The sequence below is a fragment of the Agromyces ramosus genome, assembly GCF_030817175.1.
GTDB lineage: Bacteria > Actinomycetota > Actinomycetes > Actinomycetales > Microbacteriaceae > Agromyces > Agromyces ramosus_A.
Genome location: NZ_JAUSYY010000001.1, coordinates 3,999,901 through 4,012,902 on the forward strand (window position 1 = coordinate 3,999,901; position 13,002 = coordinate 4,012,902).

Below are 13,002 nucleotides of genomic sequence, written 5' to 3' on the forward strand. Positions count from 1 at the left end.
ATGCACCCCGCCGCGATCACCGCGCAGCACAACCCCCTCCGTTCTCCGAAGGACTATCGACTGAACCGCATCGCGGGCCCGTCGAGCCTGATCATCTTCGGCGTCACAGGCGACCTGTCACGCAAGAAGCTGATGCCCGCCGTGTACGATCTCGCCAATCGTGGGCTGCTCCCGCCCGGCTTCGCCCTCGTCGGCTTCGCCCGACGCGAGTGGGCCGACCAGGACTTCGAGAAGGTCGTGCACGACTCGGTGCGGCAGTACGCCCGCACCGAGTTCCGTGAAGACGTCTGGAAGCAGCTGGCCCGGGGCATCCGCTTCGTTCCCGGCGACTTCGACGACGACGACGCGTTCGATCGCCTGCGCACGGTGGTCGCCGAGCTCGACCAGAAGCGCGGCACCATGGGCAACCATGCGTTCTACCTCTCGATTCCGCCGAAGTCGTTCCCGGTGGTCACCGAGCAGTTGAAGCGATCGGGCCTGACCGAACAGCGCAACGGCCAGTGGCGCCGTGTCGTCATCGAGAAGCCGTTCGGGTCCGACCTGCAGACCGCGCGCGAGCTGAACGACGTCGTGGCCTCGGTGTTCCCGCCCGACGCGGTGTTCCGCATCGATCACTACCTCGGCAAGGAGACGGTCCAGAACATCCTGGCGCTGCGCTTCGCCAACCAGTTGTACGAGCCGATCTGGAACGCCAACTACGTCGACCACGTGCAGATCACGATGGCCGAGGACATCGGCGTCGGCGGACGCGCCGGCTACTACGACGGTATCGGCGCGGCACGCGACGTCATCCAGAACCACTTGCTTCAGCTGCTCGCGCTCACCGCCATGGAGGAGCCCATCTCCTTCGAGGCGAGCGACCTCCGTGCCGAGAAGGAGAAGATCCTCGCCGCGGTGCGCCTGCCCGACGACCTCGCGACGGGCACCGCCCGCGGACAGTATGCGGGCGGCTGGCAGGGTGGCGAAGAGGTCATCGGCTTCCTCGACGAAGACGGCATGAACCCCGAGTCGACAACCGAGACGTACGCTGCGATGAGGCTGACCATCGGCACACGCCGATGGGCGGGTGTGCCGTTCTACCTCCGGGCCGGAAAGCGGCTCGGCCGCCGAGTCACCGAGATCGCCGTGGTATTCAAGCGCGCGCCCCAGCAGGTGTTCGCCGACAGCCAGACCTCGCAGCTCGGGCAGAACGCGCTCGTCATCCGGGTGCAGCCCGACGAGGGCGTGACCATCCGCTTCGGGTCCAAGGTGCCGGGTGCCGGCATGCAGGTGCGTGACGTCACGATGGACTTCGGCTACGGGCACGCCTTCACCGAAGCGAGCCCCGAGGCGTATGAGCGCCTCATTCTCGACGTGCTGCTCGGCGACCCGCCGCTGTTCCCCCGCCAGGAGGAGGTCGAGCTCTCGTGGAAGATCCTCGACCCGATCGAGGAGTTCTGGGCGACCCAGGGGCAGCCCGAGCAGTACCGCCCCGGCACCTGGGGGCCGGCATCCGCCGATGAGCTCCTGCAACGCGACGGACGAAGCTGGAGGCGGCCATGATCGTCGACCTGCCCGACACGACGACGAGCCAGGTCTCGAAGAGCCTCGTCAAGATTCGCGAAGAGGGCGGCGTGGTCGCCCTCGGGCGTGTGCTGACGCTCGTGATCGCCACCACTCCCGGCGCTGAAGAGGAGGCGATCGAGGCCGCGAACGACGCTTCGCGCGAGCATCCGATGCGCGTGATCGTCGTCTCCACCGAATCCGGAGCCGAGCGCTCGGCCGCGCCGCCCCGACTCGACGCGGAGATCCGCGTCGGCGGTGATGCCGGCGCGAGCGAGGTCATCGTACTCCGCGCTTCGGGCGATGCCGCCCTCGACGAGGAGAGCCTCGTGATGGGGCTGCTGCTGCCCGATGCGCCCGTGGTCACGTGGTGGCCCGGCGCCGCGCCGGAGGTGCCCGGCCGGTCGGCGCTCGGGCGCATCGCGCACCGGCGCATCACCGACGCCTCGACCCAGCCCGATCCGCAAGCGGCCCTCGAGGCGCTCGCGACGAGCTACACGCCCGGTGACGCCGACTTCGCGTGGACGCGTCTCACCCTCTGGCGCGCCCAACTGGCTGCAGTGCTCGATCAGCCGCCCTACGAGTCGGTCACCGGAGTGCGGGTCACCGGCGCGATCGACTCACCCTCGACGACGCTGCTCGCCGCGTGGCTCCACCTCCAGCTTTCCGCTCCGACCGAGTACGAGCTCACGAGCGTCGAGGCTGGGTCCCACGGGATCCATGGCGTTCGCCTGGAACGTGCGAGCGGTGCTGTCGAGCTCGTGCGCGACGTCCCCGGTGTCGCGACGCTCCGACAGCCCGGGCAGCCCGTGCACGACCTCGCCCTGCCACGCCGCAACCTGCGTGACTGCCTCGCCGACGAACTTCGGCGCCTCGACCCCGATGAGTTGTACGGTGAAGTCATCACGAGCGGGCTGCGCGCCCTGCTCGACGCAGGCCATGATGGCGAGGTCACGCATGACGAATGAACGCCGAGTGCTCGTCCACCCCGACAAGGGCGCACTCTCCGGGTCGGTGGCCGCACGGTTCATCACGAAGATGCTCGACATCCTCGACACGCAGGCCGTCGCTCACGTCGTGCTCACCGGCGGCAGCATGGGCGCGGCCGTGCTCGAGGCCGTCGGCGCCTCCCCCGCCCGCACGACCATCGACTGGTCGCGTGTGCACTTCTGGTGGGGTGACGAACGCTGGGTGCCAGCCCGTGACTCGGAACGCAACGACGAGCAGGCGCGCACGGCGCTGCTCGATTCGCTCGAGCTGCCGGCCGGCAATGTCCACCCGTTCCCGGCCTCCGACGGCGGGCTCGAGCTCGACGAAGCGGCTGAGGCGTACGCCGCAGAGCTCGCGCAGCACGGCGTCGACGGGCTCCCCCACCCCATCTTCGACATCACCTTCCTGGGCGTGGGCCCCGACGGGCACATCGCCTCACTGTTCCCGCACCGCTCCGGCATCCAGGTCACCGACCGCACGGTGATCCCAGTACGCAACTCGCCGAAGCCGCCCCCAGAGCGCCTGAGCCTCACGCGACCGGTCATCAACGCCTCGCAGCGCATCTGGCTCGTCCTCGCCGGTGCCGACAAGGCCTCGGCGCTGGGCCTCGCCCTCGCGGGCGCGAGCCGTGACGAAGTACCCGTCGCCGGCATCAAGGGCCGCAAGCGCACCGTGTTCTTCGTCGACGGCGACGCGGCTGCCGAAGTACCTGAGACCCTCATCGCCCGCGACTACTGACCCGGGTACGCGAAAAGGGACGGCCCTCGGGCCGTCCCTTTTCACATGCGAACGAGCCTCAGTCCTTCTTCAGCTGTCCGCGTCGGGTGCGCAACTGCGTGAGCGCATCGTCGAGCAGGGCTGCTGCCTCTTCGTCGGTGCGGCGCTCCTTGACGTACGCGAGGTGCGTCTTGTACGGCTCGAGCTTCGAGACCGACGGCGGGTTCTCGCGGTCGCGGCCCGCCGGCAGCCCCGTGGAGGGGCTGTCGATGATGTCGGGGATCTCGTCGTCGGGCAGGCTCGCCGCGAAGTAGCGCACGGTCTCGTTGCCCTGCGCGTCCCAGTAGCTCACTGCGACACGATCGGCGTGGAAGCCGCGATCCTGCTCGCCCATGGGGCCTGCGCCGACGCGCGACCCGCGAATGGCGCTGTTTCCTGATGCCATCGTCGTTCCCCTGTCAGATTCCGACGTCGAACTTGGTGATGAGGCCGAGCACCACGATGCAGGTGATCCACACGAGCGCGAGGATGATCGTGATGCGGTTCAGGTTGCGCTCAGCGACGCCCGACGCACCGAGGCTCGACGTGACGCCACCGCCGAACATGTCGGACAGACCGCCACCGCGGCCCTTGTGCAGCAGGATGAGCAGCGTCAGCAGGAGGCTCGTGAGACCGAGCAGCACCTGCAGGACGACCTGGAGAATCTCCACGGTGAACCTTTCCGGGCACGACGCAGGGGGTCGGGCCGACAATCAGTATAACGGCACACTGGCCGGAGACAGCGGCGTATAGAGCCGGGTCAGGCGCCGACGTGCTTCTTGAACCGCACGATGCTCGAGAACTCGTCGATGTCGAGACTCGCGCCGCCGACGAGCGCGCCGTCGACATTCGGTTCCCGGAGGAACGACGCGATGTTCGCTGCCTTGACCGATCCGCCGTAGAGCACCCGGGTGGCTTCGGCCACGTCATCGCCGAGCAGTTCGGCGATGACCGAACGCAACGCGGCGGCAACTTGCTCGGCCTGCGCCGGCGTCGCCGCCTGGCCCGACCCGATGGCCCACACCGGCTCGTACGCGACGACGATGCCCCTCGAACCGTCGACACCGTCGAGCGCGGCCCGGAGCTGAGCGACGGGCACGGCGCTCGGACCGTGCGCCTCGAGGTCGTCGGCGGTCTCGCCGACGCAGACCACCGGCACGATGCCGTGGCGATGCGCCGCCTTGACCTTGGCGTTGACCTCGGTGTCGGACTCGCCGTGCAGCGTGCGACGTTCGGAGTGTCCGATGATCGCGTACCGGCAGTCGAGCTTCGCGAGGAACGCACCGGAGATCTCGCCCGTGAACGCGCCGGAGTCGTGCGCAGAGACGTCTTGGGCTCCGTAGCCGATCGGCAGGGAGTCGGCCGACACGAGCGTCTGCACCGAGCGGAGGTCGGTGAACGGCGGGAACACCGCGACCTCGGCCTCGGCGAAGTCGTGCTTCGCGTCGGCGAGGCTCCAGGCCAGCTTCTGCACGAATGCGATCGCCTGCAGGTGGTCGAGGTTCATCTTCCAGTTGCCTGCGATGAACGGGGTGCGCTTCACTGCCATCCGAGGACCTCCAGTCCGGGGAGCTTCTTGCCCTCGAGGAACTCGAGGCTCGCGCCGCCGCCCGTCGAGATGTGACCGAATCGGTCGTCTGGGAATCCGAGCTGGCGAACCGCAGCGGCGGAGTCGCCGCCGCCGACGACGCTCAGGCCCTCGACCTCGGTGAGCGCCTCGGCGACCGCGAGGGTGCCGGCGGCGAACGGGGCGAGTTCGAACACGCCCATGGGGCCATTCCAGAACACCGTGCGCGACTCGCGAACACGGCGTGCGAACTCGGCTGCGGTCTCGGGTCCGATGTCGAGGCCGAGGCCGGATGCCCCGAAGGGCGTCTCCTCGATCGAGTCGGCGGCCGTCACGACGTGCTCGGCGTCGGCTGAGAACGACGCGGCCACGACGACGTCGGTCGGAAGCACGATCTCGACGCCGCGCTCGGCGGCCTCGTCGAGGTATCCGCGCACCGTCTCGATCTGGTCCGCCTCGAGCAGGCTCGAGCCGACCTTGTGGCCCTGTGCCGCGAGGAAGGTGAAGAGCATGCCGCCGCCGATGAGGAGCGAGTCGACACGAGGCAGCAGGTGCGCGATGACGCCGAGCTTGTCGGAGACCTTCGACCCGCCGAGCACCACCGCGTAGGGCCGCTCGGGTGTCTCGGTCAGGCGGTCGAGCACTTCGAGCTCAGCGGCGATGAGGACGCCTGCGGCGCTCGGGCGCAGCTGTTCGAGCTCATAGACGCTCGCCTGCTTGCGGTGCACGACGCCGAAGCCGTCGGAGACGACCGCGTCTGCGAATTCGGCGAGCTCGCCGGCGAACGCCGTGCGCTCGGCCTCGTTCTTCGAGGTCTCGCCCGGGTTGAACCGGAGGTTCTCGAGGACGAGCACCTCGCCGTCGCCGAGGGCTCCGACCTTCGCCGCGGCATCGGGACCCACCGTGTCGGTGGCGAATGCGACGGGAGCGTCGATGAGCTCGCCGAGGCGTGCCGCGACGGGGGCGAGGCTGTACTTCGGCTCGGGCGCGCCCTCGGGACGGCCGAGGTGGGAGACCACGATCACGCGGGCCCCTTGACGCACGAGTGCGTCGAGCGTGGGGACCGACGCCCGCACGCGGCCGTCGTCGGTGATGACCCCGTCCCGTAGGGGGACGTTCAGGTCGCACCGGACGACGACGCGCTTGCCGGCGAGCGGACCGAGGGAATCGATCGTTCGCAGGGTCACGTCAGCTCGGCTCAGAGACGATCGGCGACGTAGACGGTGAGGTCGACGAGACGGTTGGAGTAGCCCCACTCGTTGTCGTACCAGCTCGAGAGCTTCACCTGGTCGCCGAGCACGCGCAGGAGGCCCGCGTCGAAGATCGACGAGTGCGCGTCGCCGACGATGTCGCTCGAGACGATCTCGTCTTCGGTGTACTTGAGGATGCCCTTCATGGGACCCTCGGCAGCGGCCTTGTACGCCGCCTTGACCTCGTCGACCGTGACCGGGCGCGAGGAGGTGACCGTGAGGTCGGTGATCGAGCCGGTGGGCACGGGAACGCGGAGCGCGAAGCCGTCGAGCTTGCCGACGAGCTCGGGCAGTACGAGGCCGATGGCCTTCGCGGCACCCGTCGAGGTGGGAACGATGTTGACCGCTGCGGCGCGCGCGCGTCGGAGGTCTTTATGGGGGCCGTCCTGCAGGTTCTGGTCGGCCGTGTATGCGTGCACGGTCGTCATGAGGCCGCGCTCGATGCCGAACGCGTCGTTGAAGACCTTGGCCAGCGGCGCGAGGCAGTTCGTCGTGCACGAGGCGTTCGAGATGATGTGGTGACGCTCGGTGTCGTAGTCCTGCTCGTTGACGCCCATGACGAAGGTGGCGTCTTCGTCGGTCGCGGGTGCCGAGATCAGCACCTTCTTCGCGCCGGCGTCGAGGTGCTTGCGGGCGTCGCCCGCCTTCGTGAAGAAGCCCGTCGACTCGATGACGATGTCGACACCGAGGTCGCCCCACGGGAGGTTCGCGGGGTCGCGCTCGGCGAACGCCTTGATGGCCTTGCCGTCGACGATGATGTGGTCGTCGTCGTACTCGACGGTCGCATCGAGTCGGCCCGCGATCGAGTCGTACTTCAGGAGGTGGGCGAGCGTCTTGTTGTCGGTGAGGTCGTTGACCGCGACGATCTCGAGGTCTGCGCCCTGCGCAAGGGCGGCACGGAAGTAGTTGCGGCCGATGCGGCCGAAGCCGTTGATGCCGATCTTTACAGACACGGATGTCTCCTGTTTGACGGTGCGCGAGTGCGCGGTTTCAAGGTGAACTGATCGGACGGCGGTGTCCCCGGACGGGTCCGGGGACACCATCCGCTATGACAGTAGCAGCAGCCCTGAGGTCTTCTCGCGTGCGGCCGTGAAGCGCTTCTGCACGTTGCCCCAATTCGCAATGTTCCAGAACGCCTTGACATAATCGGCGCGCACATTCTTGTAGTCGAGGTAGTAGGCGTGCTCCCACACGTCGAGCATGAGGAGCGGCACGATGCCTGCGGGCAGGTTGCCCTGCTGGTCGAAGAACTGGGCGATGATCAGGCGCTGGCCGATCGAATCCCAGGCCAGCACGGCCCATCCGGAGCCCTGCACGCCGAGTGCCGTGGCGGTGAAGTGCGCCTGGAACTTGTCGAAGGAGCCGAAGTGGTCGTCGATCGCCGAGGCCAGTTCGCCGGTCGGCTTGTCGCCGCCGTCGGGCGACAGGTTCGTCCAGAAGATCGAGTGGTTGACGTGGCCGCCGAGGTTGAACGCGAGGTCCTTCTCGAGCTTGTTGACGTTGGCGAGGTTGCCGGAATCGCGGGCCTCGGCGAGCTGCGCGAGCGCGGTGTTCGCACCCGTGACGTAGGCCTGGTGATGCTTCGAGTGGTGCAGCTCCATGATGGTGCCGCTGATCGACGGCTCGAGCGCCGAGTAGTCGTACGGCAGGTCGGGGAGGGTGTAGTCAGCCATTGCTTCTCCTTGTCAGATGCGCCGGGGCGTCCGGGTGTCTGCCCGGAGTTCCGCGGCTGCCGTTCGAGTCTATGCCCGGCGCGACATCGGTACGGCTGGCGGTCGCGGGGTTGACGCCGTGTGACGGATGCTGCAACACGGAGGCCGCCTGCAGCGGCTCAGACGTCGTCGAGATCGGCCGGCAGGCTCGCCTCGGTGCCCGGAACGCCGAGGTCGCCGGCGCGCTTGTCGGCCATGGCGAGCAGGCGCCGAATTCGCCCGGCCACGGCGTCTTTCGTCATCGGCGGGTCGGCGTAGTGGCCGAGCTCATCGAGGCTCGCCTCACGGTGCGCGAGGCGGAGTTGACCGGCGTACTTGAGGTGGTCGGGGATGTCGTCCCCGAGCAGCTCCATCGCGCGCTCGACGCGGGCGCACGCCGCGACCGCGGCCTGGGCGGAACGCCGGAGGTTCGCGTCGTCGAAGTTCACGAGGCGGTTCGCGGTCGCGCGCACCTCGCGCCGTTGCCGCAGCTCTTCCCAGTTGCGCACGGTGCCGGTCGCGCCCATCGCGGCCAGCATCGCGCTGATGGCCTCTCCGTCGCGGATCACGACGCGGTGCACGCCTCGCACCTCGCGGGCCTTCGCCGAGATGCCGAGCCTGCCAGCCGCGCCGACGAGCGCCATCGCGGTCTCGTTGCCGGGGCACGTGACCTCGAGGGCGGCCGATCGTCCGGGATCGGTGAGGCTCCCCTGCGCGAGGAACGCCCCCCGCCAGATGGCGGCCACCTCGTCGCGAGAGCCCGTGGTCAGCTTGTTGGGGAGGCCGCGCACCGGTCGTCGACGGGCGTCGAGGAGTCCGGTCTGCCGCGCGAGCGTCTCGCCGCCGTCGAGGATGCGCACGAGGTACTGGTTGGCGCGACGCGCCCCCGACGGGGAGACGACGGAGACATCGGGTCGCACGCCGTAGATCTCACCGAGGTCGCGTGTCACGCGTCGTGCGATCGTCGGCGAGTCCACCTCAGCCTCTATGGCGATGCGATTGGAGATGATATGGAGGCCGCCGGCGAATCGAAGCACGGAGGCGAGCTCGGCGATGCGCACACTCGTCTTCGAGACCTCGATCCGCGCCAGCTCTTCTTTCACGTCCGCGGTCAATGCCACCTCAAGTCCCATCTCTCATCATCATGTTGCGGTGCCGCGTCATTCGCGGCCGAGATCGCGGTGCTTCACGCTCACGACGACACCGGGCATGGCCGCGATGCGTTCGCCGAGCTCGCGGGCCATCGCGACCGAGCGGTGCTTGCCGCCGGTGCATCCGATCGCGATCGTCGCGTGCCGCTTGTTCTCGCGCTGGTAGCCGGCGAGCACCGGTTCGAGCGCTTTGGCGTAGGAGTCGATGAAGTCGCGCGCGCCGGGCTGGTCGAGCACGTACTCGGACACCGCGGCGTCCTCGCCGGTGAGGTGTCGCAGTTCGGGGATCCAGAAGGGGTTCGGCAGGAACCGCGTGTCGGCGACGAGGTCGGAGTCGGTCGGCAGGCCGTACTTGAAGCCGAAGCTCTGCAGCGTGACGCGGAGACCCGCGCGCCCGGCCTCGGCGAAGGTGTCGGTCACGAGGGTCGCGAGCTGGTGGATGTTGAGGTCGGACGTGTCGACGACGATGTCGCTCGCCTCGCGAAGCTCGGCGAGGCGGGTTCGCTCGGCGCCGATGCCGTCGAGGAGGGTGCCGTTGCCCTGCAGCGGATGGGGACGGCGCACGGACTCGAAGCGGCGGACGAGCACCGCGTCGGTCGCATCGAGGAACACGACCCGCACGTTCACGCCCGTACGGAGCGCTTGGATGATGTCACGGAGCTCGGAGAAGAAGTCGCGGCCTCGGATGTCGACGACCGCGGCGATGCGCGGCAGCGAGGCACCGGCACGCTCGACGAGTTCGACCAGCGGGCGGAGCATCTGCGGGGGCAGGTTGTCGACGACGTACCAGCCGAGGTCTTCGAGTGCGTTGCCGACGGTCGAGCGCCCTGCGCCGGACATGCCCGTCACGATGAGCATCTCCTGCTCGTCTTCAACCGTCATCGTCTCGAAGCCCCCTTCCGCGTGCCGACACCCCAGCCTATCGGGGCGCCGGAGCACCATCGGCCCGGAGATGGCGATGCACCGTCGCTGCGAGCGTGGGTCCGACACCCTTGACCTCGGCGATGGCCGATTGATCGGCCTGCCGGAGCCTCGCAACCGAACCGAAGTGCTTCAGCAGCTCCTTCACGCGCGCCGGCCCCAGTCCGGGGATCTCCGACAGCACCGAGCCGATGTCGCGCTTGCGGCGCTGTCGCTGGTGGGTGATCGCGAAACGGTGTGCCTCGTCGCGCACCCGCTGGAACAGGAACAGTGCATCGCTGTTGCGCGGGAGGATGACGGGGAAGTCGGCGTCAGGGGTCCAGATCTCTTCGAGCCGCTTCGCGATGCCGCAGAGGTAGATTCCCTCGACGCCCGACTCGGCGAGGGCGCGCGCAGCGGCCGCGACCTGCGGCTGCCCGCCGTCGACGACGAGGAGATTCGGACGATAGGCGAACTTCTTGCGCCGTTCGGATGCCGCGGCCTCGGCCAGGCTCAGCGCATCGGCGTCGGCGTCGGCATCGGCGCTGATGGGCACCGGCGGCGCTTCGGGGCGCACGAGGTACGCGAGCCGTCGCGTGAGCACCTGGTGGATGGAGTCGGTGTCATCACTCGACTGCGGGATGGTGAACCGGCGGTACTCGTCTTTGCGGGGCAGTCCGTCTTCGAAGACGACCATCGAGGCGACGATGTTCGTGCCGCTCAGGTGTGAGACGTCGTAACACTCGATGCGCAGCGGGGCATCGGACATGCCGAGCGCCTCTTGGATGTCTTCGAGCGCACGCGAGCGGGTGGTGAAGTCGGCGCTGCGACGGGTCTTGTAGAGCATGAGGGACTGCTTCGCGTTCTGCGTCGCCGTCTCGAGCAGTGCCGCCTTGTCGCCCCGTTGGGCGGCCCGGAGCCGCACCTTGCGACCCGCGAGCGTGCCGAGCCAGGTCTCGAGTGCCGGGGCGTCGTCGGGCAGTTCGGGCACTACAACCTCTGCGGGCGGACGGATGTCGTCGAGGTACGCGTTCTGCACGACCGAGTCGACGAGTTCGCCGAGCGGCACGTCGAGTTCTTTGTCGACGGTCCAGGAGCGCACGCCGCGCACCCGGCCAGAGCGCACGATGAACAGTTGCACCGCAGCCGACAGTTCGTCGTGGTCGATGCCGAACACGTCGATGTCGACCGCGTCGCCGAGCACCACCGCGCTCTTCTCGAAGAAGGACTCGGCCGCCTGGATCTGGTCGCGCCGGCGCGCCGCGGTCTCGTAGTCCTGCACGACCGCTGCCGCCCGCATCTGCTGCGTCAGCTCGCCGATGATGCGGCGGTCCTGATTCTGCATGAAGGCGACGAACCGCTCGACGTTCTCTCGGTGCTCTTCGATCGTGACCTGCATCGAGCACGGACCGAAGCAGCGCCCGATCTGCCCCGCGAAGCAGGGCCGGCCACTCGCCATGGCGCGCTTGTAGTCGGAGTCCTTGCAGGTGCGGATCGGGAACAGCTTGAGCAGCACCTCGAGCGTCTCGTTGACCGCCCAGACCTTCGGATACGGACCGAAGTACCGTGCACCGGGGATGCCGCGGCGACGCGACACCATCGCCCGAGGTGCCTCGTCGGCGAGCGTGACGACGAGGTAGGGGTAGGACTTGTCGTCTTTGAAGCGCACATTGAACGGCGGATGGAACTCGTTGATGAGGGTGATCTCGAGTTGCAGCGCCTCGACGTCGTTCGCGACGACGGTCCACTCGACGGATGCCGCGGTGGTGACCATTCGGCGCGTGCGCTCGTGCAGGGTGCGGAGCGGCGCGAAGTAGTTCGAGAGCCGGGCGCGCAGGTTCTTCGCTTTGCCCACGTAGAGCACGCGCCGATCGGCGTCTCGGAATCGGTAGACGCCCGGCGAGGTCGGGATCTCCCCCGCCTTGGGGCGATACGGGACAGTGTCGCTCATCGATTCAGCTGGCGACCTCGGTGCGCACGGATGCCGCGTCGAAGATCTCGCGCAGGAAATACCCCGTGTGGCTCGCCGATACCGCGGCGACCTGCTCGGGCGTTCCGGTGGCGATGACCTGCCCGCCCCCCGAACCGCCCTCGGGGCCGAGGTCGATGACCCAGTCGGCTGATTTGATGACGTCGAGGCTGTGCTCGATCACGATGACGGTGTTGCCCTTCTCGACGAGCTTGCCGAGCACCTTGAGGAGCTTGCGGACGTCTTCGAAGTGCAGGCCGGTGGTGGGCTCGTCGAGCACGTACACGCTGCGGCCGTTGGACCGGCGCTGCAGCTCGGTGGCGAGCTTCACGCGCTGGGCCTCGCCTCCGGAGAGGGTGGTGGCGCTCTGGCCGAGCTGCACGTAGCCGAGTCCGACGTCGACGAGCGTCTTCAGGTAGCGATGGATCGCGGAGATCGGCTCGAAGAACTCGGCCGCCTCGCTGATCGGCATCTCGAGCACCTCGGAGATGTTCTTGCCCTTGTAGTGCACCTGCAGGGTCTCGCGGTTGTATCGCTTGCCGCCGCAGACCTCGCACGCGACGTACACGTCGGGCAGGAAGTTCATCTCGATCTTGATCGTGCCGTCGCCCGAGCAGGCCTCGCACCGGCCGCCCTTGACGTTGAAGCTGAAGCGGCCAGGGAGGTACCCGCGCGCCTTCGCCTCGTTCGTCTCGGAGAAGAGCGTGCGAATGCGGTCGAAGACGCCGGTGTAGGTCGCCGGATTGGAACGGGGGGTGCGGCCGATCGGGGCCTGGTCGACGTGCACGACCTTGTCGAGCTGGTCGAGGCCTGTGACACGGCGATGCTTGCCGGGCACTTTGCGTGCCCCGTTCAGCCGGTTGGCGAGCACGCGGTAGAGGATGTCGTTCACGAGCGAGGACTTACCGGAGCCGCTCACCCCGGTGACGGCCGTGAAGGTGCCGAGCGGGAACTCCACGTCGACGCCACGGAGGTTGTTCGCCTCCGCCCCGTGCACCGTGATGATGCGGTCTCGGTCGATGGGCCGCCGATGGGTGGGGGTCGGGATCTCCTTGCGCCCGGCGAGGTAGTCGCCGGTGAGCGATCGGGTGTTCTTCACCAGGTCGGCGTAGCTGCCCGAGTGCACCACGGTGCCGCCGTTCACGCCCGCCCCGGGGCCGATGTCGACGATCCAGTCGGCGGTGCG

12 protein-coding genes and 1 pseudogene are annotated in these 13,002 nt (G+C 68.4%); 3 read left to right on the forward strand and 10 right to left on the reverse strand.

Going from position 1 to position 13,002, the window contains the following annotated elements; genetic code table 11:
* From zwf to pgl, 3 genes are read left to right on the forward strand one after another with little or no spacing between them, the layout of a single operon-like run.
* Positions 1-1,542, forward strand: coding sequence for a glucose-6-phosphate dehydrogenase (gene zwf / locus QFZ26_RS18735; RefSeq protein WP_307044837.1), 1,542 nt, complete (start codon positions 1-3; stop codon positions 1,540-1,542).
* Positions 1,539-2,510 (forward strand): glucose-6-phosphate dehydrogenase assembly protein OpcA, encoded by a 972-nt coding sequence (locus QFZ26_RS18740; RefSeq protein ID WP_307044839.1) that lies wholly within the window; start codon positions 1,539-1,541, stop codon positions 2,508-2,510. Before zwf ends, QFZ26_RS18740 begins: the two co-directional genes overlap by 4 nt.
* Complete coding sequence (pgl, locus tag QFZ26_RS18745; protein WP_307044841.1) at positions 2,500-3,270, forward strand: 6-phosphogluconolactonase; 771 nt, start codon at positions 2,500-2,502, stop codon at positions 3,268-3,270. The genes QFZ26_RS18740 and pgl overlap by 11 nt, the downstream gene beginning before the upstream one ends.
* Positions 3,271-3,328: 58 nt before the next feature.
* On the opposite strand, the gene QFZ26_RS18750 is transcribed toward pgl, so the two are convergent.
* The 10 genes and pseudogenes from QFZ26_RS18750 to QFZ26_RS18795 all read right to left on the reverse strand — a co-directional run.
* Positions 3,329-3,694: an RNA polymerase-binding protein RbpA gene (locus QFZ26_RS18750; protein ID WP_307044843.1), complete on the reverse strand. Its 366-nt coding sequence runs from the start codon at positions 3,692-3,694 to the stop codon at positions 3,329-3,331.
* 13 nt (positions 3,695-3,707) lie between these two features.
* Positions 3,708-3,959: a preprotein translocase subunit SecG gene (gene secG, locus QFZ26_RS18755; RefSeq protein ID WP_307044846.1), complete on the reverse strand. Its 252-nt coding sequence runs from the start codon at positions 3,957-3,959 to the stop codon at positions 3,708-3,710.
* Between the two features lie 89 nt (positions 3,960-4,048).
* Positions 4,049-4,837 carry a triose-phosphate isomerase gene (tpiA, locus tag QFZ26_RS18760; protein WP_307044848.1) on the reverse strand — a complete coding sequence of 263 codons (789 nt, stop codon included), beginning with the start codon at positions 4,835-4,837 and terminating at the stop codon, positions 4,049-4,051.
* Positions 4,828-6,042: a phosphoglycerate kinase gene (locus tag QFZ26_RS18765; protein ID WP_307044850.1), complete on the reverse strand. Its 1,215-nt coding sequence runs from the start codon at positions 6,040-6,042 to the stop codon at positions 4,828-4,830. The genes tpiA and QFZ26_RS18765 overlap by 10 nt, the downstream gene beginning before the upstream one ends.
* 11 nt (positions 6,043-6,053) lie before the next feature.
* Positions 6,054-7,058, reverse strand: a complete 1,005-nt coding sequence (gene gap / locus QFZ26_RS18770; RefSeq protein WP_307044852.1) for a type I glyceraldehyde-3-phosphate dehydrogenase — start codon at positions 7,056-7,058, stop codon at positions 6,054-6,056.
* 93 nt (positions 7,059-7,151) lie between these two features.
* Positions 7,152-7,778: a superoxide dismutase gene (locus tag QFZ26_RS18775; RefSeq protein ID WP_307044854.1), complete on the reverse strand. Its 627-nt coding sequence runs from the start codon at positions 7,776-7,778 to the stop codon at positions 7,152-7,154.
* Between the two features lie 158 nt (positions 7,779-7,936).
* Positions 7,937-8,917 (reverse strand): DNA-binding protein WhiA, encoded by a 981-nt coding sequence (gene whiA, locus QFZ26_RS18780; protein WP_307044856.1) that lies wholly within the window; start codon positions 8,915-8,917, stop codon positions 7,937-7,939.
* 39 nt (positions 8,918-8,956) lie between these two features.
* On the reverse strand, positions 8,957-9,829 hold the full coding sequence (rapZ, locus tag QFZ26_RS18785) for an RNase adapter RapZ (protein ID WP_307044858.1): 873 nt from the start codon (positions 9,827-9,829) through the stop codon (positions 8,957-8,959).
* Positions 9,830-9,866: 37 nt separating this feature from the next.
* Positions 9,867-11,798, reverse strand: coding sequence for an excinuclease ABC subunit UvrC (gene uvrC / locus QFZ26_RS18790; protein WP_307044860.1), 1,932 nt, complete (start codon positions 11,796-11,798; stop codon positions 9,867-9,869).
* A gap of 4 nt (positions 11,799-11,802) precedes the next feature.
* A pseudogene (locus QFZ26_RS18795) lies at positions 11,803-13,002 on the reverse strand (ATP-binding cassette domain-containing protein); the annotation flags it as partial.